The sequence below is a fragment of the Paenibacillus sp. FSL R10-2736 genome, assembly GCF_038000245.1.
Classification (GTDB): domain Bacteria; phylum Bacillota; class Bacilli; order Paenibacillales; family Paenibacillaceae; genus Paenibacillus_AQ; species Paenibacillus_AQ phytohabitans.
Genome location: NZ_JBBOBN010000002.1, coordinates 761530 through 785149 on the forward strand (window position 1 = coordinate 761530; position 23620 = coordinate 785149).

Below are 23620 nucleotides of genomic sequence, written 5' to 3' on the forward strand. Positions count from 1 at the left end.
TTGGTGAAAATCACAGCTTAATTTAAATAGTTGGATTTTCTCCACTTATTATCCTCAATGTGAAGATCATTCTAAAATTAGTTGGAAAAACTCCACTTAAAAATGCACATTTCGCGGGAAGCGGGCTGGAGGGCAGTAAGTAAATGCCTTTTTTCCAACTATTCACGTACAAAGTGCGAACAACGGTAAATTAAGCTACGTTTATCCACTTAAAAAACTGGTGGAGGTGTTCCGGCAGGTTGTGTGCGGCTGGAATGGGAATCTGCGCTACCCCATTTCCAGCATTACAACGTCTGCCCGGCCGCAACCTTCCGCTTAAGCTTAAGCTTCGTTCTGAATTTCTTGGCGTAGCTCCAGGTATAGAGGAAGACCTCGCGTTCCATCAGAGAACCCACCAGGAAATAGATCGGCAGGATAATCACACCCAGCAGCGCGCCCCAGAGGATTACGCCGGTGTAGGAGGTGATGCTCAGATTCAGCTTGGTCGTAATGAATACGATTGCCGCGAAGACGGCGACGTTCGTAAGCCATCTGCGGAAGGTGATCCATGGGCTGCGCTCCAGCAGCACCCGGCTGGCGTAGACCACGATATCGATCGAACGGTAGAGCAGAGCAACAATAGTTCCCATTAGCACACCGTAGATTCCGAAGAAGATTACGAACACAATCGAAGCTCCGAGGTTGATCGCCGACTCCAGAATCGAACGGAACTGTGTGTTGCGGAAATGTCCGGCAATGGTAATCAGGTTGTTCGACGACGTGCGGGCATTGGTCAGCAGCTTGATCACCACGAACAGAATCGGCAGCCAGAAGTTAATATAATTCACATCGTTGACCCCGGCGGTGTACAGCCGCATGAACGGCAGAATCAGAATGTAGACCACGGTCAGAATGGAGAAGATCAGGCCCATGAAATAGACCTCATACGCATCATAGAATTTGACAAAAGCCTCTTTGCCCTCATGATAGCTCTGCCCCAGCGCCGATTTGACGCTGCCGTTGACGGTCTGGACGATGTTGTCGACGATGGTGAAGATCATATTGTACATCACGTAGATACTGACAATCTTCAGGTTGGTGAAGATCGTCAGGATCAGCACGTCCGTGTTACGGAAGACGAGATAGGAGATCTCATGCACCATGACGGAATTCTTTTGTCCAATTGCGGCGAAATCCGGCGTCATACTGAGATCCATCCATTTGTAATGCCGCTTCGCATAAATATAGAACGCGACAATCTGCAGCAGGGTCAGCACGAAGAACGAGGCCTGGACGGCGATGATGTTCACGCCCTGCAGCAGCAGGATGATCCGCACCACGTTGTTCAGAATGTTCGCTACCGTGACGATAGAGGTCTCAATATAGCTTTTACCCTCAGCAATCAGGAGGACCCTGAATTTGCCCTGGAAATAATAATTAATCGCTCCGCCGAGGCCGGAGAACAGGATAATGGCTACGATGCTGATACTGCTGATCTCCGAATGAATAACCAGCGGATAGATGACCGCCAGCAACACGACCGAGATGAAATAGTAGATCCCGGTTTTTTTGTAGTAGCTGGAGGTAGCGGCCAGAATGGAGTTGATGTGACCCCTGTCGTTGCCGGCCACCGGCTTATAGAGAGCCTGCAACGATGCTGCACCGACACCCGCCTCCAGCAGGGCGAAATAACTGATAATCTGCACAATCGAGGCAATCAGTCCGTTCGCTTCCGAGCCGTAGTTAACCATGATCAGGCGGGGGATGAAGAAACCGAGGATAATGGTAATCACCTGGCTGGTAAGCCCGAAGCCCAGGTTCAGCATACTCCGTTTAGCTTTCATAGCTTCTTCTCCCTTCCAGCAGCGGTTCGGGTGTCAGATAAGCATCCAATTGCTCGAAATGCTTCTCAGCCTGGTTCGCCTGCAGCGTTACATCGAGCGTACCCCCAGCCATACTCTCATAGACCTGCTCGGGCGTCAGTTCAGCCAGATGGGCAAAGTCCGTATACGCCCCCCCGAAATAAGCATCCTGCATCACGTTGATCATCTTGTTGCTGTATGCCACGGGAAACACCGGTTTGCCGAACACCCAGCCGAGGATCATCGCATGGAATCTGGAGGCGACAATGCAGCTTGCACCGGACAGCACGGCGAGAATCTCATCCATATCTGTTTTGTAGAGATGGGCGTGGGTGTGGGCCTGAAGCTCCGCAGGAATCAGATTCAGGATCAGACTGATCGCTTCCTGGTCCCCTTCATGCTGACAGAAGGACATGAAATGCACGTCATACCCCTGCTGAATGAAATAGATTGCAACATCTTTCATTTTTTCATAATAGAGGTTGTCAAAACCGTCTAAAGCTTTGGACGAGGGCTTGATCACGGAAATGGCAAGGGTCTTACCCTCCACGGCCGGAGCTCTACCGCCGCTGTATTTCAGCTGAAAAATAATATCCGGCGCAAGCCGCACATTGTCCAGATCCTTAAACAGGTCATAGGAATATTGCTCCCGGAAAGAGACATCGGCATAATTCTGGAAGATTTCCCTATATTGCTGGTAGTAGGCCTCATCCTTGTACGGGCCGAAGTTCGCACCCATCAGGTAGTAGGGCTTGCTTTTATTGCGAAGGGCTTCAGCACCAGCCACATATTCTTCCCACTGTTCACCTTGCATAAAAATAGACCCGCCGATATGCACGGTTCCGTCGCCCTGATCCGTCAGCAGCTTCTGCACGAAGTTCGGATGAAGCTTTAATTTGCGGAAAATATAGTTGATCCCCCGCAGCAGCACGGAGTCCGAGGCATACACCTTGAGATTACGGAGATCTTTGAAGACGAGCTTATATTGCTGCGGGGCAATCAGCATAAACCGGGTACCGGGGTATCGCTCACATAACACTTTAATGAACAAATCATCGCCCAAATTGAACTCTGTATATGCGTTGATCATCATCGTCTTCTTCATACTTTGATTTCCTTTCTGCCCATCACGGTTTTGAGCTTCTGTTTGAATTGGACCCAGTTTCTGTCGATAACAATCAGCGCTCCGTACAAGGACGGGGAGATTAAGAAGGCTCTGATCTGCAGCGCGAGCTGGCGGTCGTCCCCCTGGTACTCTCGTATGATCGGCCGCATCTCCTGGGGAAGTCCGGGATAACGGGTGTCCATATCCTGAAGCAGGCGCCTGACATCCATTCCCGCAGTGCCGTTCAGACAGGTCTTCAGGTTGTAAAAGTAGTTCTCGGTCAGCTCCCGGTTCAGCAATAATTCGGATATCTCAGATGTCCCGTCAAAGGGATGGGCTCTGAAATAATCAGCTACCCGCTTGAATGCATCGACCATGTCGAATTTGTTCACGTTATACGTATTGGAGATGGAGGATGTTCTCTGTAGATAGAAGGACAGCACATCCGGAATGGATATGGCCCGCGAGGCACGTGATAGCGCTTTGTAGATGAATTCCTGATCTTCCCCGTTCACGCAGCGCTCGGTGTAGCGGATGCCGTTCTCCAGTAGAAAGGTCCGTTTGAAGGCGATGCTGCCGGTCCAGATTCTGAGGCTTTTATGCACAAAAATATTCTTCAGCGCTTCGCTCCCCGTAGTGTCGCTTGCCGCTGAAGTGAAGTTTACAATCGTGGACTTGTCTTCGCGGACCAGACTGTAACCCCAGCAGAGAATATCCGGAGCAGCGCTCCAGGTATGGGCTTCAATGCTCTGCACCAGTCCGCTGGCAATATAATCATCCCCGTCCAGGAACAGCACATAGTCGCCGCTGGCTGCTGCAAGCCCGGTGTTTCTGGCGGCGCTCACTCCGGCATTAGCCGTGCGGATCAGCTTGGCTCTCAGGATGGGATGCCGCGCCAGAATCGCTTCGGCCACCTCGTACGTACGGTCCGTAGAGCCGTCGTCGACCATAATCACTTCGAACCGCTTCTCGCTCTGGTCCAGGAGTGAATCCAGCAATGGAGCCACATAACGCTCTAAATTGTACATGGGAACTACAATGCTTACACTCATAACTCCACTCCCTTCCTGAGTTTTGACGGATTACCCGGCGGTCTGGCTGTTGAATATCTCCTTTAGCCCCTTCTTATAGCCCTTGATAGCGGCGACATTCTTCTTAGGCTGCTCGCGGAGAATGAGGTAGAGCGTCGTCCACATCAGGGCGAGATAGCCGATGGGGCCCGACCGTTTATCCTTGAGCAGATGCACATGATTCAGCACCCGGGTATAGGCGACATCTTCGAGATTGTCCCGGGAGGCCGGAGATTCATGATGCAGCAGCTTGAGCTCAGGATTGATATACAAAGGGCCGGAGCTCCGAGCGATACGGGACATGAGAATATCTTCACCGACGCTGTAGCTGGTAAGCCAGGGAACGGGCTTCAGGTCCTGGATTGCCGCTTTTTTGAAGGACATGTTGCAGCCATGCTGGAATTCAGTCTTGAAAATCTTCCGGGCTTTATGCCAGTTGTACATGGACCCGGCTTGACCGCTTAAGGAGAGCTTGCCGCTCGACAGGGATTGCTGGAAGGACAGCAGGCAGCGGATGGTTCCGAGGAAGCTGTTCCGCATCCCGATGGCGATACCGCCGACTCCTGCGCAGTTAGGATAATCATCGTAGGTTTGAATCAAGGTAGACAGGTAGTGAGCGGGGATTTCGACGTCATCATCCAGGAAGAGGATTTTGTCCATAGTGGACAGTTCCACTGCCTTGATCCGGGACAGCCATAATCCCCGGTCCGTCTTGCTGAAATAAGTCAAAGGATAACCGCATCCGGTAAGTAAAGCTTCAAATTCAGTAAGTACACGGGCTGGTATTTCGCCGTCATCTATAAGTATGACCTCAATGGGGTATGTCCTGCCTATGTCTTGTTTAGTTATAGAATGAATGCACCGTGTCAGGTCCTGTACCCGGTTCCTCGTGCAGATAGCCACTGACAATCCTTGCATATACTCCACTCCCTTATCCATTTCTCCCATTCTATGTGTAGTGAATTAACTACCTTAAGCTTACTATTGGCAGTAAAAGGTTGTATATACTACTTTAGTTTACTTATTGGACGGCCTGCTGCGGTAAGCACAGGATATGGATTATAATTAGACACAAAAAGCCGCACCCACCGTTAGGTGGCTGCGGCCTTCTTGTTCTTCAGGAAACGGTGGAGCAACAACCGGTTAGTTGAACGTAATCGTAAGCGAGCTTGTAGACTGGCCGCCCGGCGGCAGGGAGATGACTCCCGATTTGTCCCGGATTTCTCCGGTGAAGCCTTCACTGTCTGCTACACCATGCCAAGGCTCGATGCACAGGAACGGTGCGTTCTTCGGCTGCCAGATCCCGAGATCGGGGAAGTTGTGGTATGCTACGCTTACGCTTTTGGCAGACAGCTTGCTCTTCAGTGCTACAGACTGCGAGCTTACATTCTTGAAGACGAGTGCGTCATGCTCAAACATCTCATGGTTCAGCGGCAGAATGTTCGCTTCCTGCAGGAGCGGATCGGTCTGGCCGTTAATCAACTGGCCGGTGGAATTCAGGAACAGGCGGTCTAACGTTTCCTTTTGCTCAAATTCAAGATAATAATCCGCGAAACTGCCCTCTCCGTCAATCGGGCAATTGAACGCAGGGTGGGTGCCGAGCTGGAAGAAGATTTCCTGTTCATCTGTATTTTCCACACGGTAGCTAATCTCAAGGGTGCTTCCGCTCAGGATATAGGTGAGGAACAGGTTGAATTTGTACGGGTAGACCGCCAACGTGCTCTCGCTATGCGAGAGAAGGAAGACTGCCTGGGTATCGCTTGCCTCCTGCAGCGTGAATTCACTGCGTCTGGCGAAGCCGTGATTGGCAATTTTGTACGCCTGCCCGTCCGCTCTGATCTCGCCCCCAGTGGCTGCGCCGATAATAGGGAACAGCACTGGTGAACGGCCTGTCCAATAGGCGGCATCCCCGCTCCACATATATTCGGTCTCCGTATCCGTTCTTCTGAAGCTGATCAGCTCGGCTCCGAGTGAACTGATCACAGCTTCAGCTGTGCCGCTGCGCAAAAGGGTATTCATATGCTTAGCTCCTCTCAAATTATGCTTCCTACCAGCTCATATTCTATCAGACTTCCCCAATCGCGTTATAACATAACGTGAACAAAACCAAAAAAAATTATTACAGTCTGTAAAATGAAAATAATACGGAATGGTATAACATATATAGAAAGCAATAATTCCAAGATCGTTCGAAACGGAGGAATAGGGCCATGCAGCTGCAGCAGATATTCGTGAACGGTGAGAGATTGAAGAATACGATCGAGTCATTCGCCGATTTCGGGCGGACGGACAATAACGGGGTCACCCGGTTATCGCTGTCGGAGCAGGATGTGCAGGTGCGCGGCTATTTCACTTCCTGTGCAGAAGAGCTGGGAATGGCCGTGAAGGTCGATGATATGGGGAATATATATGCCACGCTTGCGGGAAGCGAAGAAGGTCCGCCTATAGTGATCGGATCGCATCTGGATACCGTCAAGAAAGGCGGCAGATTCGATGGGGTGCTCGGGGTAATCACCGGTCTGGAAGTGGTAAGAACCTTGGTCGACCACGGCATTAAGCCTCGCTTGCCAATAACAGTGATGAACTTCACCAACGAGGAAGGTGCCCGCTTCGAGCCGTCGATGATGGCTTCAGGTGTTTTGGCGGGCAAGTTCGACAAGGCAGAAATGCTGAAGAAGAAGGACCCGGAGGGTACGACCTTCGGTGAAGCGCTGCAGGCCAGCGGCTATGCGGGCCATGCGGAGAACCGGATCAGGGAAGCAACGGCTTATCTGGAGCTGCATATCGAGCAGGGGCCTGTGCTGGAGAGAGAGAATCTCAAGATCGGCCTGGTCGACTGTGTTGTCGGGATGGCCTGTTATGAGATTGAAGTGACAGGCGAATCGGACCATGCGGGCACCACGCCGATGGATATGCGTAGGGATGCGCTTTTTGCCGCTACAGATATTATTACGGAGCTGCGGCGGAAGCTGGCTGTACTGGACTCCGAGCTGGTCTATACCATGGGAAGAATGAACGTGCTGCCTAATATTCATACCGTTATTCCGAACAAGGTGATCTTCACCGTGGAAGCCCGACATAAGGATATGGATATTGTCCGTGAGGTAGAGGCGATTATTAATGGTCTGCCTGAGGAACTGCTGGAGTGCAGTGTGTCAAAGACGAAGCTGTGGGGACGCGATACCGTATGGTTCGATCCGGAGGTCTGTGCCCTGGTTGAGCAAGCGGCGCAGAAGCTGGGCTACAGCAGCAAGAAGATGGCCAGCGGAGCGGGGCATGATGCCCAGTTCGTGGCCGGATTCCTGCCGTCGGCGATGATTTTTGTACCCAGTGTGAAGGGGAAAAGCCACTGCGAGGAAGAGCTCACTTCTTATGATGAGTGCGAGATGGGCGTGAATGTGGTGCTGGAGACGGTGCTGGCGGTGTTGGCGAGTTCCTGACGGATGGCTTGCAGGCTGGGCGAATTGCAAAGATAGATGTCAAAGACTTTAAGACACTTAACCGGTGTCTTTTTTTCTTTATGGTAGGAAATTATGGTACCCTATGAAACCCTCTAATTCCGCTGAAAGTGGGCGGTACGGGGATGAGCCGAATGTACACGGAAAACCGAGTACAATGTGCCAAAGATAGGGTAAACGAGCCCAATGTATGTGAAAAACCGAGTAGCAATGTGCCAACTATAGGCTAGAGGGAGAGAATGTATGCGAAAAACCGAATACAATGTGCCAACGATAGGCTAGACGGACCAAATGTATGCGAAAAACCGAGTACAATGTGCCAACGAGAGGCTAGAGGGAGCGAATGTATACGAAAAACCGAGTACAATGTGCCAACGATAGGCTAGACGGACCAAATGTATGCGAAAAACCGAGTACAATGTGCCGACAATGGGCTAGAGGGAACGAATGTATGCGAAAAACCGAAGGGATAAAACACCTGTGATTTCGCCGGATGCGGCCAAATGAGGGAACAAGGGGCATTAGTGCCCTTGGAGCAAGGCGAGTTCGCCTTAAAAGTAACATAAGCTCCAAAGCTCCAGCCTGATTCACCCGTTACATAGACTGAACTTAACAATCTAACTCGGGTATTCCGGGGTACTGGTATGAGCGGACCTGACAAATCCCAGCTATGTGGGATGGCGGTTTCGGGGTGCAGCCTTGATAATGAACCAATATTCATTATCGGGGTTGACCGGCCTGTTCTGGTCATAGAGCCGATTCCGGAGGGGATGTAATGAAAGACAGCATAAGCAGTACAGGTAGCTCAGTCAGCTCAGCCAGTCCCTGGGAGCAGGCGGATGCGGATCAATATGTTCAGAATATAAGCCGCAAAATCCCCGGCTATCAGTTGCAGTATGATCTGATGGATACGCTGATAACAGCTTTGCTTAATAAGCGGGAGAATCCCGAGCTGCTGATTGTTGGAGCTGGCGGAGGGCAGGAAATTCTGAGTTTGGGCTGGAAGCATCCTGATTGGATCTTCAGCGGGCTGGATACTTCGCAGGGAATGCTTCTGGCCGCTGAACAACGGCTTGGCGCAGCGGGTCTGATGGACAGAGTGCGACTGTATCATACGGAGATAGGTTCCTGGAATTGTAGCAGACAGTACGATGCTGCGGCCTGCATGCTGGTGCTGCATTTTGTGAAAGGGCGGGAGAACAAGCTGGCGCTGCTCCGTTCCATTGCCGGGCGGCTTAAGCCGGGAGCGCCGCTGTGTCTTTCCGCAATCAACGGGGAGCCGGCTTCCCCCGCATGGCGGATTCAGATGGCAGGCTGGAGGCTGCATATGCTGGGTAACGGCATTGAACAAGACCATTGGCAGGCCTTCGAGCAATCGTTCGGCGTGACCTCGCACCCGCTTCCGGCCGAAGAGATGGAACGGCTGCTGCGGGAGGCCGGGTTCACGGGGGTATCACGGTTCTTCGGTTCCTATCTGATTGACGGCTGGTTGGCCGTGAAGGCACCGGACAATGCGTGACCTGAACGGGGTTCGTTACTAGTTGGAGTCTACAGGTGGCGGGGCTTCCGGAAACCCGTTACCCGCCCTAACTCCCCGCATACTGCAGCTTATCCGGATTGCGGACAATATATAAATTCCGGATCAGATTGTCCCGGATATGCAGAAGGCCTATCGTATGAACACTTTCGTCCGAGCGGAGGATCAGGCCGGGCTGTCCGTTAATCCGGCCGGTTTCAATAGCCACCTCACCATTAATTGTAGCTGCCCCGCGGAAAGGCCCCAGCAGGAAGCGGGCTACAAGCTCGCGGGTGACTACCGGTTCGGCAGCAGCGCGTACTTTGCCTCCGCCGTCGGAGATCAGCTCGACTGCCGGATCAAGCATCGTCAGAATCTGGTTCATGTTGCCCTGCTTCAGGGCGGCCAGGAACCCGTGCACCCATTCCTCTGTAGCCGCCTCCGGCTGGACAGGCTCCCCGGGGACGAGGCCCATCTTGGCACTGGCCCGGCTGAAGAGCTTACGGCAGTTCGGTTCACTTTTGTCGACCAGTCCGGCAATCTCCTGATATTCAAAGCCCAGCGCCTCACGCAGCACAAACACCGCCCGTTCCGCAGGGGTCAGCCGCTCCAGCAGGACAAGCATGGCATAGGATAAGAGATCATCCTGAACTACGGAGTCCATTGAATCCCCGTCTGTACCGGCAAGAGGCTCGGGCAGCCATTCGCCGAAATATTCCTCCCGCTGTCTGCGCGCAGATTTGTGCAGATCCCGGCAGCGGTTCGTGACCATTTTACACAGATAGGCTTTCGGTTCGGCCAGCCGCTCCGGCGGTACATCATACACCTTCAGGAACACATCCTGAACCGCATCCTCGGCATCGGCGGCTGATCCGGTTAACTGGTAGGCAAGTTTAAACAATAGGTTCTTATACTGGGCATACAGCTCCTGCATAACGCCACTTCCAATCCTTATATATAGTCAATCTAACTCCGCTATAATCGCTATAATGTAGACAAAATAAAGGGGAGATGTGTGACAGGAGAGAGCGGGAATGCGTGAAGGTGCCTATTATTCATGGCAGGTACGTTCGAAAACTGGACCGGACAAAAAATCTGCTGCTGCATTGTCACAGAACGAATAGCTGTCTCGTTATATGTCCGAAGGGCGGAACAAGGCCGGAAAACGCCAGGCGGAAGACAATGTCTGGACCGGACCTTAACTACAACAACCAGCCCAATAGGAGGAGTATAGTTATGGCACAACGTGTGAATTATATGCAGCAGTCCCCGGAGCTTTTCAAGAAGTTTCTCGATTTCAGCATGGCCTTGAAGAACAGCTCTATTGAGGAGAAAATTGAAGATCTGGTGTCCATCCGGGCTTCACAGATGAACGGCTGCGGCTTCTGCCTGGACATGCATGTGAAGCAGGCCAAGATTAACGGCGAGAGTGAACTGCGTCTCTATCACATCTCTATCTGGCGGGAATCAACACTGTTCTCTCCGCGTGAACGGGCTGCACTCGCCTGGACGGAGGTACTGACCAAGCTGCCGGAGCATGGCGTGCCTGATGAGCTGTATGACCGTGTCCGTGGACAGCTGTCCGAGCAGGAGATCTCTGATCTGTCCTTCTCGGTTATGGCGATTAACGCCTGGAACCGGGTGAACGTGGGCTTCACAACCGTGCCGGGTTCATCTGATGCTGCCTATGGCTTGACCAAAGCAGGGTTGTCGTAACTGAAGAACAACTTAAAAGGAGCTATGCCACCGTACTATCTGTGGCATAGCTCCTTTATTTATAGGCGGGGTCAGCCCTTGACCGCTGAGCTGGCCACACCTTCAATAATGTATTTCTGGCCGAGCAGGAAGACGAGGATCATAGGAATGATTCCGGCTGTTGCAGCGGCCATCATGCCGTTGTAGTCGACATTGTTCTCCAGGATGAAATTCTGCAGCCCGAGCGGGACGGTGAACAGATCATGGTCAATTAGGAAGACGAGTGCATTCTCATAATCATTCCAGTGCCAGGAAAAGTCGATGATGGCCAGCGTGGCCAGCGATGGCTTAGCCATCGGCAGGATAATGCGCGAGAAGATACGGAAGTGGCCTGCGCCGTCGATGAAGGCGGCCTCCGAAATTTCATGAGGGACGGAGAGGAAGAACTGCCGCATCATGAACACGCCGAAGATGGTGAACATTCCCGGCAGGATCAGCGCCCAATGGGTGTTGTAGATGCCGGCCCAGTCGAACATGATGAATTTGGGCACGAACAGCACCTGCGGGGGAACCATCATCATGGACAGATAGACCATGAACATGGTGTTCCGCCCTTTGAACTCAATTCTGGCAAAGCCGTAAGCGGCTAAGGCGGACAGGGATACGGCACCTATAGTGCTCAGCACGGCAACCTTAAGGGAATTCAGATAGTAAGGCACGAAGCTGCCCTGACCGGTCCAGACCTTAACATGATGGCTCCAGTTGAAATGGCTTGGAATCCACTGGACCGGATATTGAAAGACCTCTGCCGGTGTCTTAAATGAAGTGCTGATCATCCAGATGAAGGGTACGATCATCACGATGCTGAAGAACAGCATGATGAGTGTGGCAATGCTTTTGGTAACTACGGCTTTATTCATGTTCTCAGCTCCTTAGTAGTGAACCCAGCGTTTCTGGCCCAGCCATTGAATCACGGTGAAAATCAGAATGATCAGGAACAGGGCCCAGGAGACCGCTGAAGCATAGCCCATTTCGTAATAGCGGAAGGCATTCTGATAGATGAACAGGGATAATACGGTGGTACTGTTGCCGGGTCCGCCCTGTGTGATCGCCTGGATGATGCCGAACTGCTTGATCGACATGATCAGTCCGGTAATCAGCAGCAGGAAGGTGGTCGGACTGACCAGCGGCCAGAGGATACTGCGGACCGTCTGCCAGGTGCGGGCACCGTCGATTTTGGCGGCTTCCAGCAGCTCACCGGACACCTCCTGCAAGGCGGCGAGATAGATAATCATGTTATAGCCGAGCATGAACCAGATCCAGATGATGTCGATCGCATACATGGAGGTTTCCATGGTGGACAGCCAACCGGGCGGATTCGCGATGCCGACCGAGCGGAGAATACCGTTAATCGGCCCGTTGTTCGGATGGAACAGCAGCATCCAGACAAAGGCTACAGCGACCCCGCTTGTAATATAAGGCATGAAGTACAGGGCGCGGAGCAGCTTTTTCAAATACACGGACCGGTTCAACACAACGGCAACAATGAACGCCAGCCCGATCGATACCGGGACGGAGACCAGGAACAGCAGCGTGTTCTTAATAGCGATATAGAATACCTCATCCCCCAGCATCCGCTGAATGTTGTCCAGCCCGATGAATTTGGTATGGGGACTCATAAACTTATAGTCTGTAAACATGAGATAGAAAGAATAGACGGCAGGTATGATGAAAAATAAAATCACGCCAATCATATTTGGCCCGATAAACAGATAGCCCAGGTACTGCTGCCGCTTCATCCAGGATGCCTTCACATAGCCCCACTCCTTTAGGTCTTTTGATTACTTTGATTACACTACAAGCATAACAAGCGATCTAAGAGGGGTTAAGGAACAAAACCAACGACTTCATGCTACAGAAATATACATTTGCTGAGCGGCGGCGGGCGGTGCTATCTTAGTTTTGTTCTATTCCTGTCCACAGCAAACAGCGGCATTCCCGGAAGGAAGGCCGCTGTATAGGAGAGCTAAGCATTTATTGAAGCCAGGCTATATGCTTACGGATTCTGTATTATGCCGCTGAGTATGCCGGTACTGGCTCGGCGTCTGCGCAGTGAGGCGTTTGAAAATTTTGATGAAATAGTTATCGTTGACGAAGCCGACCCGGTTGCCAATCTCGTATACCGGCAGATTGGAATGGATCAGGAGCCGGATGGCCTGGTCCACCCTTATCTGATGCAGATAATGGATCAGGGTCTGACCGGTTTTCTTTTTGAACAGGGTGCTGACATAATTCTCGGCCATCATGACATACTGGGACATCGACTTGACGGTAATATCCTCATCATAATGGGCATGCAGATATTGGAGGATCTTCTGGATCTCGGGATGGCTGGTGATCTCCTCATGAGGCGGCAGCAGGGGAACAGCAGAATCGGACGGGCCCGCACTTACCTTGCGGCTCTCCTGGCTCTTCACCAGTTCATTATTGATCTTGCGCAGTGTGTCGCGCAGTGAATTCACACTCATGGACAGCTTCAGGATATAGTTGGAGGCCCCGTATTCCATCGCCTGACGTACATTCTCGAAATCGCTCATGCAGGTAAGCATGACGAAGCGGGAATCGTAGCCTTCTTCACGGGTTCTGCGCAGCAGCTCAACACCATCCATCTCCGGCATGATGATATCCGAAATCACCAGATCGGGAGCATCCTGCCGGATCATCTCCAGCGCTTCTGCACCATTGCCCGCTTCTCCGCTGACGGTGAACCCCAGCTCTTCCCAGGCAATAATCTCGCGGACGCTCTCCCGTACAAAAACCTCATCCTCGACCAGCAGTACTTTCCACATATGTGATTCCCTCCCGTATAAATGCGCTTAAGCCGGATGCCCGTTGCCGTAAGGTGCAGACAATAGAAGCGGTATAGTGAAGCGGACGGTGACACCTTCCCCGGTGGAGAGAACTTCCAAAGTCCCCTCTTCGCGATAGAGCAGCCGCAGCCGCTCCTGAATGTTGCTCAGTCCGATGCCCGGACGCTTGCGCGGGACCTTGTTTAAACCTGCCTGCTCCATGCCTACGCCGTTGTCCCTGATCTCTACAATCAACCGGTTCTCTTCGCGGTGCACGATCAGCTCAATCAGGCCGTTGCCGGGCAGTCTGCTGATCCCGTGAATAATGGCGTTCTCGACCAGCGGCTGGAGGCTGAGCTTGGGAACCAGCGCATACAGAACATCCTCATCGTAGCGGCAGGTTAATTCGAATTTGTGGGCGTAGCGGACCTGCTGGATATGGACATAAGCCTCTACAAGCTCTATCTCATCCTTCAGATGGATCAGGTCCTTATCGGTATTCAGACTGGCCTCCAGCAGCTTGCCGAGCGACAGGGTCATGTTCGTAATATCCTCATTATCCTCACGGATGGCAATCCATTTAATCGTATTCAGAGTATTCAGCAGGAAATGGGGATTCGTCTGGGCCAGCAGCATCTGGAAATGTACAGCCTCCTTCTGGCGCTCCTCGGCCTTCAGCTTCTGGATCAGCAGGTGAGTATCGTCAAGCATGGTATTGAAGGTCCGGGTCAGATCCAGGATCTCCCCGCTGAATTTATGCTCCGGCAGGCGGATCTTGAGACTCTTCTGCACGGCCGCCTTCATCTTGTTCTGCAAATGGGACAACGGACGTGTGATGGTCGTGGCAATTACGAAGGTCATCATCAGGAAGATGCTCGTCAGGACAAAGAACGTAATAAAGTACTGCTGCTTCAGCCCTTCGATCTCCACGAACAGCACAGACAGCGGAATCCGGTTGACGATATACCAGTCCAGCGATTCCACATAAATATAATTAATCAGCGAATTCGAATCCTTGTCGATAAAATACTGCTGTCCGGGCTGCCCGGCGAACCCTGCCTTCACCTTCGCAGATAAAAGACTGCCCGGAACGGACTGGGAGATATCTTCTCCCGAGCGGGTGATCAGGAAATACTGCTGCTCCAGGTCAGACTGCTTATGAATGGAGCGCAGCCAGTACGTATAATCGATGCTGATCCGGGCCATTCCGTAAGGCTTGTTCCGGGCATCTTCCAGATAAGCGTACAAGGATAGAAGATAGGCACTGGTGGAGACATCGCGCAGCACGTAGTTGGTATCATTGGGCACCCAGTGATAAGAGCTGGTATTCATCTGGCCCCGGTCAAACCCGGGATTAGCCTTTAGTTCTGAGTAAACTAGAGAATCCTTAGGCGGATACGAGGTGTATGCGCTTTCAGTAAAGTCCAGAATCATGAAATATACCGAAGGATTGTACAGGAAGAAGCTGTTGTTCAGGTTCTTGAAAATATTCTCCATCAGCCGTTTATTCTCCAGCTCATTACGCTGTCCGGGATGGAGCAGCACGGACTTGACGGTGTCATCCTGCTTCAGGAACAGCAGCGTCTTGAAGGCAATGCTGATCTGATCCTCCAGCGTGCGGTACATCTGCTCCAGCTGGTAGTGGCTTTGCTGGCTGATTTTCTTCTGGACCAGCGTCTCAATGCGCTGGTAGTTATACATATTCAATGCGCCAAAGGGCAGCAGAATCAGGCATACAAAGGCGGTAAACAGGCGGTATTTCAATTTCTGGGGAATCAGAATTCGCATGAGCTTTGACACACGGCTGCACCTCCAAACACGATTGCACCTGCCCGGTCCGGGAGGATAAGGGTCTCTATGGTTTAGATTATAGCATAATAAAAAAGCAGCACAGCCAATACCTTAAATTGCATGGTTTTGTTCCAACGGGCGCTGGTTGAAGGCTGGAAATGCGTAGTTTTGTTCTATTGTGGGTGCTTGACAAAAAGAAAAGGAGGCGCCATTGTTCCTGTGGCAATCCTCCCTGGTTATACATGTGCTTTCTCAATTTTAACTTCTATTTCTTTTTCTAACTTCTACTTGCTCTGCTTCAAATACTCGTTATGCCGGGTTACCATGGCCTGCACTGTCTGATCCAGCGACTGCGAGTCGAGGAAGTATTTCTCGTATTCCTGTGAGCGAAGATCCATCACTTCCTGAGGCAGACTGCGTACATAGGTCGGAGTCTGATTGTCGAACATGACGTACATCAGGGAATCCAGATCGTAGGAATCGCTTTTGTCACCAATGAGACTTTTCACCGCATCATCCTGATTGGCATCCTTCGAGGCCGGCAATCTTCCGCCTGCTGCCATCGGTGACATGCCGCCATCGGAATACCATTTCAGGAATTCCCAGGCCGCTTCCTGTTTCTTGGACTTGGCATTAATGGAGATATAATCACCTAATCCCCCGCGGGACACATAATCATCCGCAGCTTCGGCAAGCCGGGGGACCGGCGCGAAGGCGATGGTGAAATCACGCGGGAAATCCGTGAAGTTATTCGAGCTGCGCAGCAGCCACGCCCCGATATTGAGCATCGGTACCTCTCCACTGAGGAAGACCTGCTCGACCGGCATTTTGGATGTCAATTGCTCGCCAAGCGGCGGTGTGGTCTTATCGTCCTTCATCATTCCGTTCAGCGTTTCCAGCCATTGCTTGACGAGCGGATGATCCAGATTGGAGGTGCCGTCAGCCTTAGTGTAGCCCTCCTGGGAGAGCACGGAGTCGATAGGGTCCACGAACGGCTCCATATTCTGAATGAATCCGTACTGGTCGCCGGTCTTCAGCTTCTTCGCATATTCACGCAGCTCATTCCAGGTCCATTCCTTCGGAACCGGCAGGTTCGCCGCGTCAAGAGCCTCCTTGTTCAAAGCGATGAAGAACGGGCTTTTGGTAGTGGGAACGCCGTAATACTTGCCATCAATCTTCCAGCTCTCGGCGTCAATGCCCATTTTCTCGTCGATGTTATAATCGGTAAAGGTACTTAGATCCAGCGCCAGACCCGATTCTACCCGCTTGGAGGCATGGGAAATCGTGTAGTTCACGAATAAATCTACATCCTGCCCGGTGATCATGGCCGTATCCAGCTTAAGGTTCCCGTCGTCGTCATTAACAAAGCGTACATATTCCACCTGAATTTCGGGATGCTCCTTGTTCCAGTTATCAATGACCTCCTGCGGTCCGGATTCCGGCGGAACGCCGCCCCACATTTTGAGGGTTACCGGGCTTGCAGATGTTGCCCCATTGCCTTTGGCAGGGCTCTCATTATTGGCTGCAGATGAATTGCTGCTGTTACCGCAGCCTGTAGCCAGGCCCATTATAAGAACGAGTGATGTAATTCCGGCGATCCAGCGTGTTTTTTTCAAAAGCGACAACCTCCCTGTATAACTGTATAGGCTTGCAAATCAAGAATAGCAGATCGCAAAAAGCCTCAGAAGTAACAAAAAACCTGAGAATATGGAACATAACTTTACATTTCACCGGCCGGATTCTGCTCTTGTGCAAGGAAACGTTCTATCTCACGGTTATATCATCCCATTGTGTAAAAACACAATCATGGCAGATATAGTTTTTCTTTTTACCCAAAATGCGGCAGGAAATCGTATGTTATGATTCTTTACATAAGAGATCCACACAAGACGGGAGCGAATAATAATGATTATTGGTGTACCTAAAGAAATTAAGAATAATGAAAACCGTGTAGCGATTACCCCTGCTGGAGTGGTAAGTCTGATAGCTGATGGACATAAAGTACTGGTTGAAGCCGGAGCCGGCGCGGGCAGCGGATTCCTGAATGAAGAATATGCTGCAGCCGGAGCAGAACTGATTGCAGAAGCCGCTGCTGTCTGGGCTGCCGCTGAAATGGTTATGAAGGTGAAAGAGCCGCTCGAAAGCGAATATGGTTACTTCCGTCCGGGTCTCATTCTCTTCACTTACCTGCACCTTGCTCCAGAGCCTGCCCTTGCAGCTGCCCTGAAAGACAAGGGCGTATTCGCCATCGGCTACGAAACCGTAGTGGATGGACGTACACTGCCGCTGCTCACACCGATGAGCGAAGTAGCCGGACGCATGTCCGTGCAGCTCGGCGCACAGTTCCTGCAGAAGAACTACGGCGGACAAGGCATTCTGCTCTCCGGTGTTCCCGGCGTAAGCCGCGGCAAGGTTAGCATTATCGGCGGCGGTGTGGTAGGTACTAATGCAGCTAAAATGGCGATTGGCCTTGGCGCAGAGGTTACCATTGTTGACCTAAGCGCGGACAGACTCCGCCAGCTGGATGACATCTTCGGTTCACAGATCAGCACCCTGATCTCCAATCCATATAACATTGCCAAAGCCGTAGCTGAAGCAGACCTGCTGGTAGGCGCAGTGCTGATTCCAGGGGCTAAAGCTCCTAAGCTGGTGACTGAAGAAATGGTCAAAACCATGAAGCCGGGCTCCGTCATTGTAGACGTGGCTATTGACCAGGGTGGTATCGTAGAAACGATTGACCGTGTAACCACACATGATAATCCAGTATTCGAGAAACACGGCGTACTGCACTACTCGGTAGCGAATATGCCGGGTGCTGTAGCCAAAACCTCGACCATTGCTTTAACCAACGTTACGGTTCCATATGCGCTGCAAATTGCAAATAAAGGCGTGTTCCAGGCGATCGAAGACAATGCCGGCCTGAAGAGCGGTGTTAACGTAGCCAACGGAAAGATCACCTGCCAAGCCGTGGCAGAAGCTCTTGGGGAAGAGTACTTCACGGTAGAGAAAGCAGTAGAACAAGAATTCACTCTGATCTAGCATATAGAGCTTACAGACTTACACAAGAGTAGAGGGGTACCACCTTACAGTCCGGCGGGCAATCGCCGGACTATTTTTATGCAGACTGAATGTCCATGTTAGGTTTCCTCCGTATTTCTTGGATGTTCCTATAGGCAACTGCCAAACGGTGTAATATAATGTAATCAATTCTACAGCGAAATTGATTAAAGCTTCTGTTATTCTTCAGGTTGGGGTGGGCACATTGACAGAATCAGAGCAGACATTTGACCGTTTTTTTGACAGCATGGAATCCCTGGCGGATACCATCAGCGAATCGCTTCAGTCGCAGGTGACGATTGAGGACAGCAACCATCATGTGATCGGGTACAGCTCCCATCAGTTTGAGAGCGATCCGGCGCGAATCTCGACCATTATCGGCAAAAGAGTTCCGAATACGGTGATTATAGGCCTCCGCAAAAAAGGGGTCATGCATGATCTGGAGAATACCAGCCACCCCATCCGCATTCCTGCAGTCATGGAGGTGGGTCTGGGCCCCCGCTTGGCCATGTGCATCAAACACCAGCAGGAGATTCTCGGCTACATCTGGGTGGTGGACCGCGGGAATCTCGCCGAAGGCCATGCCGAACGGATTGTCGAAAAAGCCGCAGGCATTGCCGGGCGTTATCTGCTGAAGCAGCGGGGCTGGAAGACGAAGCAGGAGAAGACGTTCGAGGATTTCTTCTGGAAGCTGCTGACCTCGCATTACGAGAGTGAGCTGCGCATCCGCCAGGAGGCGGAGGCCGGGTCCATTCTGCTGCCGGAGAGCTATTATATCGGGGTACTGGAGAGCGACAAGCCGGTGGATGAGCATTTCCTGCAGAATTTCCGCCGGATTATGGATGCCTATGCCGGACAGCGGCTGCTGTTCCAGACTGCTGAGCAGAACCGGCTGATTATTCTGTTCTCGTTTGTGTTTCCGGTGGAAGGGACGGAGCGGCTGTCCTCGTTCGTGCAGAAGCTGATCCGGGATATGGGCGCAAGCGAAGGCTGCAGGCTTACGGCCGGCTGCAGTCCGGGCTACCGCGAATACACTTCTGCGGCCGCCGCTTACCGCGAAGCGCTGCAGATTCTGGAAATCAAGAAGCTGCTGCCTTATCACGCCCGTGAGCTGCTGCTCTATGAAGAGATTGGCTTCTGGGCCTACCTTCCGGCCATTCTGGAGCAGAAACGCAGCCGGACACGGCGCAGCGCTCTGCTCTACCCGCTGAAGGAACATGACCGCGAGCATAAGAGCGATTTCCTCAAGACCATTGCCGTCTACCTGACGATGAACGGGAATCTGAAGGAATCGGCCGCCTTTCTGCATATCCATACCAATACATTAATGTACCGGCTGAACCGGATCGCCGAGATTACAGGCAAGAGCCTGAAGGAAACGGATTACCGTACATCCATTTATCTCGATATTCTGACCGAGGAGACCTCGCAGGTGAATGGCTGGTTCCAGGAGGCGCCCGGGTTCAAGGAGTAACTGCCTCTGCTTCCCATTTTCACAAATATAGATTGAACAATAGAACATATTATCTATGAAAATATAAAAAAACCAATCCATTCCTCCTGTTTTCTGTCAGTTGCTTCTGTGATGTCAAGGTTCTCGAATGCACGAATGGTATGAGCGGCTGGGCTGCCTTCGCAGTCAGAGCTTATTTCATCGCTGCTCAAGTAGCCGGTGCCTGCTCATAATAGCTCTATATAACTAGAGAAGCAAGGACCAGGATGTCTTATCATCCTATCCTTGCTTCTTTGTGCTTACAGTCAGGGGCCGAGCAATAGAGTACCGATAAACATGAAGGCGAAATAGATAAACAGGGCGGATATGTTGGCAAATATAAGTAAACCGTCAATTCTTGATTCAGTTTTCCGGTAAGCTAGCACAGCAGCCAATATCCCCACAGGAGGTAGTACAAAAGTGGATATTATACCAGTTCCGTTGAACCAGGAATCATCAAAAACAAAAACCGTATCGATGATAAACAGGATAACGGCCACACAAAATGTAATTACCGCTATATTTCGGAATAATCTGGCGTTCATCAAGCTTCAACCCTCTCTTTAAATGCCTAATTATGTAAAATAATAACATTAATCACTCCGGCAGTCTATTCTGAGTAGGGATTCAAGCAATATAAAGCAGCCTGATCATTGAAGTCCGATATCTAACATCATGGAACAGGCTGGCGCTTTATTGAATGACGACTATGCTTAATCTTCTTGATTGTTTCATTAAGTTCATTGACAGAACGATCTAGTTTATCAAGCTTTTCACCTAGGTTCTGCAGAATATATCATTGAAGGCAATGGTCTGCTGAATTTATCCAAAAGCTTTGGATAATGCTTTAAGAGTTCCCAAGCATATATGCACAAAAATATCCTATACTATAACTTGGAAACGTCTTTACTCATGCGGCATTCCTCATATCCACCAAACAGCGCATGATCAGCCCGCTCCCTCAGCTCAATGGTAAAAGTCTTGACCAAAGCTCTGCATATCCATACCAACACGTTAATGTACCGGCTGAACCGGATCGCCGAGATTACAGGCAAGAGCCTGAAGGAAACGGATTACCGTACATCCATTTATCTCGATATTCTGACCGAGGAGACTGCGCAGGTGAATGGCTGGTTCCAGGAGGCGCCTGGGTTCAAGAAGTAGTCTCTACATGTGCAGATACAAATTCAAGAAACTCCACGATAATTTCTGAGGCGGCCTCTTCATCGGGTAACCGGGCATACTGGCTCAACTTCTGTATATCTGGCTGGAATAATTCAAGGAGCTGCAGCATCGCTGCGGCTTCTTTATTTTTGGCCGCTTGGATCAGTCTTGTAATTTCGTTGTCTGAGATAGCTGGTGGATGATCTTCTTTTTCCATTTGCTCACCGCCTGTTGGCTCATATTGAATTGCTTGGCGACCTCCGCTTCGCTGTACCCTTCCAGATAGAGGTTATATAAGATGGATTTTTCAAAAGCAGGCAGGCCTTCCGTGAGCTGCTCAATCATTATTTTGTTCTCGGAAGCCTGAGTAAAGTTTGTTCCAGCCTGTATATTGTCATAAAGCGGAGATTCCAGCCGTCGGGCCTTTTTAGCCCTATACTGTACTCTCCAACCTATCCGGCAGAGTTCATTCCGGTAGCGTTCATATACCGTTTGTGCTCTATCCAAAGCGGATTACCCCTTTCTGGAAATAAAAATAATAATATGTATATATGGGTGTGTATGATGGTTATCGATGAATAAATAGGAACATATGTTCCATTTTATTGTATCATAGTTGAATAGATGGATGCCAATATTGGGAAATTTAATATTTTTTTATTTTCAGGTTGTATTTTAGCTGCCTAATTTACCTTATAAGTGAAGGCATCCGGGCCTATCTGCTACTCAGAGGGAGCTTGATACAAATGAAGAAGGTGCTATACGTACCATTGGATGACAGACCCGTCAATCTGGACGATGTTATTACTCAAGGGAAATCGGCAGGAATCCATGTAATCACCCCGCATGTAGCTGATCTTAGAAATCGTCTGGATTCGCACAAGACATCATCGGGGACCACCTTATTAACGACATCTTCACCGGCATATGGAGACACCGCCCGCATCCGGAAATTTATTCTTCATCATGCAGCGTCTGCAGACGGCTTTATAATCTCTACTGATATGCTCGCCTACGGGGGCCTGATTGGAAGCCGCCGTCTCCGGGCGGACGCGGGGGGAGCTTATCCGGCCTATGATCCTGAGATCACGAACCTGCTGGATGTGATCCGTTTAGTGAAGCAGTCTTATCCGGACAAGCCGGTGTATGTGCTGGATACGATTATGAGGCTGGCTACAACGTCTTTTGCAGAAGGTCTGGACTTGGCAGCCTATACAGAATCACGCAATTTCATGCTTCAGCCGCGAAGAAGCTTTACGCAGTTTGCCGATATTCTCAGCGGATATAACCTGTCTCCAGCGGGTTCCTATGGCAGCACGGCCACTTTTGATAAGGAGCAGTATTACAATACGAGACAGCATAAGTTCAAAACGAATCATTACATTCTGGAGAAGCTGGCGCAGGAGGGATATATTGATTTTCTTGCGGTAGGTGTGGATGATGCCAATACTCAAGGGGTGCAGATTAACGAGATTCACTTTGTAGAAGAGTGCATTAATGGCTGGCTCGGCGGCATGAATGGTCAAAATCCGGAGCGTGCAATCATTCTGCCGGATGCAGACGGACTGGGACAGGCGTTATTGGCACGTATGGCGAATCAGCTCTATCGTAACGGGGCGAAGACGGAGTGTGCCGTTCAATACTTCGGACCCCATGGCTCTACCATTACGAGTCCGTATGAATATATGGATGTACATCAGAATATTCTGCGTCATGTGGACATTGTGGGTGCAGCATCTGAGTCTATGGGCGGTTCTGCTGCCTTGGAGATTCTCGCGGTTACCGCTGCGGATCAGACGCCGGCTGCGGTTGACCGCCTTGCGGCTAACCACGCCAATGGTATTCTGTCTGTAGTGATTGATTTTGTCGGCAGCGGTGCAGCGGATGCTGCGGTAACTGAAAGCCTGCTGGGCAGCCGGCATACCGGAAGTATATTAGGATATAGCGGCTGGAATACGCCGGGTAACAAAATCGGGATAGCGCTGGGCATGGGCCAGGCCCGGTATGCATTGTTGGTTACGGAGACAGATGCGGCGGCGCTCGGCTCTGCTGTTAACGCTCACGGGTCGCTTTTATTCAAACGCTTCTTGAAAGATTACTATTACAAAAGGCTGGCTATTGGTGAAATCCGGGAATATTCAAGAGCCCATTCGTTATATGTGAACGTCGCTGCGATTGCAGATCAAAATATGCTTTTGTTTAATAGTCCGGAAGACTATTCTCATTTACAAGCTCTGCTGAGAGAGCGGATGCAGACACATACGGCCACCCTTGTCGGGAAAAATGCATTCCTTATCGGGAGTCCTGAACCAGCCTGCAGTATCCGTCAGATTAGCGGAGCTGCCTGGTCATTTGCGGAATATTCCAGTGCGGCACTTCATTACCATGATCCCGGTTATATTTGGGGCCGTGCTTTTGAAATTACTTTGAAGCCTAGCGTAACCTTACACAAGAAGCGCAAGAATTAATATAATCATTGAAGATAAGACCCCACTCTGTGGGGTTATTTTGTGCTGGGCGCAAAGTCCCACGCACCAATATGAGGCCCGACACGTACAATAACCTATATTTCATGACAAGAA

21 protein-coding genes are annotated in these 23620 nt (G+C 50.9%); 7 read left to right on the forward strand and 14 right to left on the reverse strand.

Features of this window, described 5'->3' with window-relative positions:
- Window positions 1-284: 284 nt before the first annotated feature.
- The 5 genes from NSQ73_RS31515 to NSQ73_RS31535 form a co-directional block, all read right to left on the reverse strand.
- Window positions 285-1823 (reverse strand): lipopolysaccharide biosynthesis protein, encoded by a 1539-nt coding sequence (locus NSQ73_RS31515; RefSeq protein WP_171716326.1) that lies wholly within the window; start codon window positions 1821-1823, stop codon window positions 285-287.
- Complete coding sequence (locus NSQ73_RS31520; protein WP_076243458.1) at window positions 1813-2946, reverse strand: polysaccharide pyruvyl transferase family protein; 1134 nt, start codon at window positions 2944-2946, stop codon at window positions 1813-1815. The genes NSQ73_RS31515 and NSQ73_RS31520 overlap by 11 nt, the downstream gene beginning before the upstream one ends.
- A complete protein-coding gene (locus NSQ73_RS31525) occupies window positions 2943-3998 on the reverse strand; it encodes a glycosyltransferase family 2 protein (RefSeq protein WP_076243459.1) in 1056 nt (351 codons plus the stop codon). Before NSQ73_RS31525 ends, NSQ73_RS31520 begins: the two co-directional genes overlap by 4 nt.
- Before the next feature lie 30 nt (window positions 3999-4028).
- A complete protein-coding gene (locus tag NSQ73_RS31530; RefSeq protein ID WP_305954195.1) occupies window positions 4029-4964 on the reverse strand; it encodes a glycosyltransferase family A protein in 936 nt (311 codons plus the stop codon).
- A gap of 195 nt (window positions 4965-5159) precedes the next feature.
- Window positions 5160-6035, reverse strand: a complete 876-nt coding sequence (locus tag NSQ73_RS31535; protein WP_340990097.1) for an aldose 1-epimerase family protein — start codon at window positions 6033-6035, stop codon at window positions 5160-5162.
- A gap of 191 nt (window positions 6036-6226) precedes the next feature.
- Between NSQ73_RS31535 and NSQ73_RS31540 the strand changes: the two genes are divergently transcribed.
- Together NSQ73_RS31540 and NSQ73_RS31545 are read left to right on the forward strand one after the other, a co-directional pair.
- A complete protein-coding gene (locus NSQ73_RS31540; protein ID WP_340990099.1) occupies window positions 6227-7456 on the forward strand; it encodes a Zn-dependent hydrolase in 1230 nt (409 codons plus the stop codon).
- A gap of 793 nt (window positions 7457-8249) precedes the next feature.
- Window positions 8250-8993, forward strand: coding sequence for a class I SAM-dependent methyltransferase (locus NSQ73_RS31545; protein ID WP_340990101.1), 744 nt, complete (start codon window positions 8250-8252; stop codon window positions 8991-8993).
- A gap of 67 nt (window positions 8994-9060) precedes the next feature.
- On the opposite strand, the gene sigJ is transcribed toward NSQ73_RS31545, so the two are convergent.
- Window positions 9061-9924, reverse strand: coding sequence for an RNA polymerase sigma factor SigJ (sigJ, locus tag NSQ73_RS31550; protein WP_340990103.1), 864 nt, complete (start codon window positions 9922-9924; stop codon window positions 9061-9063).
- 302 nt (window positions 9925-10226) lie between these two features.
- On the opposite strand from sigJ, the gene NSQ73_RS31555 reads away from it, so the two are divergent.
- Window positions 10227-10706: a carboxymuconolactone decarboxylase family protein gene (locus NSQ73_RS31555; protein ID WP_039296948.1), complete on the forward strand. Its 480-nt coding sequence runs from the start codon at window positions 10227-10229 to the stop codon at window positions 10704-10706.
- A 71-nt stretch (window positions 10707-10777) separates the two neighbouring features.
- On the opposite strand, the gene NSQ73_RS31560 is transcribed toward NSQ73_RS31555, so the two are convergent.
- The 5 genes from NSQ73_RS31560 to NSQ73_RS31580 all read right to left on the reverse strand — a co-directional run bounded on the left by NSQ73_RS31560 (window position 10778) and on the right by NSQ73_RS31580 (window position 16941).
- On the reverse strand, window positions 10778-11605 hold the full coding sequence (locus tag NSQ73_RS31560; RefSeq protein WP_042210083.1) for a carbohydrate ABC transporter permease: 828 nt from the start codon (window positions 11603-11605) through the stop codon (window positions 10778-10780).
- A 12-nt stretch (window positions 11606-11617) separates the two neighbouring features.
- Entirely contained in the window at window positions 11618-12499 is an 882-nt protein-coding gene (locus NSQ73_RS31565) for a carbohydrate ABC transporter permease (protein WP_042210084.1), read from the reverse strand.
- A 234-nt stretch (window positions 12500-12733) separates the two neighbouring features.
- On the reverse strand, window positions 12734-13534 hold the full coding sequence (locus NSQ73_RS31570; RefSeq protein ID WP_340990109.1) for a response regulator: 801 nt from the start codon (window positions 13532-13534) through the stop codon (window positions 12734-12736).
- 27 nt (window positions 13535-13561) lie between these two features.
- Window positions 13562-15334, reverse strand: coding sequence for a sensor histidine kinase (locus NSQ73_RS31575; RefSeq protein WP_340990111.1), 1773 nt, complete (start codon window positions 15332-15334; stop codon window positions 13562-13564).
- A gap of 275 nt (window positions 15335-15609) precedes the next feature.
- Window positions 15610-16941, reverse strand: a complete 1332-nt coding sequence (locus NSQ73_RS31580) for an ABC transporter substrate-binding protein (protein WP_340990112.1) — start codon at window positions 16939-16941, stop codon at window positions 15610-15612.
- Window positions 16942-17230: 289 nt separating this feature from the next.
- On the opposite strand from NSQ73_RS31580, the gene ald reads away from it, so the two are divergent.
- Window positions 17231-18364 carry an alanine dehydrogenase gene (gene ald, locus NSQ73_RS31585; protein ID WP_340990114.1) on the forward strand — a complete coding sequence of 378 codons (1134 nt, stop codon included), beginning with the start codon at window positions 17231-17233 and terminating at the stop codon, window positions 18362-18364.
- A 223-nt stretch (window positions 18365-18587) separates the two neighbouring features.
- Window positions 18588-19856 carry a PucR family transcriptional regulator gene (locus tag NSQ73_RS31590; protein WP_340990116.1) on the forward strand — a complete coding sequence of 423 codons (1269 nt, stop codon included), beginning with the start codon at window positions 18588-18590 and terminating at the stop codon, window positions 19854-19856.
- A gap of 284 nt (window positions 19857-20140) precedes the next feature.
- Here the strand turns inward: NSQ73_RS31590 and NSQ73_RS31595 are convergent, their stop codons facing one another.
- Window positions 20141-20422, reverse strand: coding sequence for a hypothetical protein (locus NSQ73_RS31595; RefSeq protein WP_340990118.1), 282 nt, complete (start codon window positions 20420-20422; stop codon window positions 20141-20143).
- A 433-nt stretch (window positions 20423-20855) separates the two neighbouring features.
- Between NSQ73_RS31595 and NSQ73_RS31600 the strand changes: the two genes are divergently transcribed.
- Window positions 20856-21038: a helix-turn-helix domain-containing protein gene (locus NSQ73_RS31600; RefSeq protein ID WP_340990119.1), complete on the forward strand. Its 183-nt coding sequence runs from the start codon at window positions 20856-20858 to the stop codon at window positions 21036-21038.
- Here NSQ73_RS31600 and NSQ73_RS31605 read toward each other — a convergent pair.
- Both NSQ73_RS31605 and NSQ73_RS31610 read right to left on the reverse strand, forming a co-directional pair.
- Window positions 21028-21255, reverse strand: coding sequence for a helix-turn-helix domain-containing protein (locus NSQ73_RS31605; RefSeq protein WP_340990120.1), 228 nt, complete (start codon window positions 21253-21255; stop codon window positions 21028-21030). The two genes, NSQ73_RS31600 and NSQ73_RS31605, sit on opposite strands and share 11 nt — an antisense overlap.
- The gene (locus NSQ73_RS31610) at window positions 21201-21545 is read right to left on the reverse strand and encodes a sigma-70 family RNA polymerase sigma factor (protein WP_340990121.1); all 345 of its coding nucleotides are present in this window, start codon (window positions 21543-21545) and stop codon (window positions 21201-21203) included. The genes NSQ73_RS31605 and NSQ73_RS31610 overlap by 55 nt, the downstream gene beginning before the upstream one ends.
- 239 nt (window positions 21546-21784) lie before the next feature.
- Here NSQ73_RS31610 and NSQ73_RS31615 point away from each other — a divergent pair, with 239 nt between their 5' ends.
- A complete protein-coding gene (locus NSQ73_RS31615) occupies window positions 21785-23506 on the forward strand; it encodes a DUF4127 family protein (RefSeq protein ID WP_340990122.1) in 1722 nt (573 codons plus the stop codon).
- The last annotated feature ends 114 nt before the right edge of the window (window positions 23507-23620 follow it).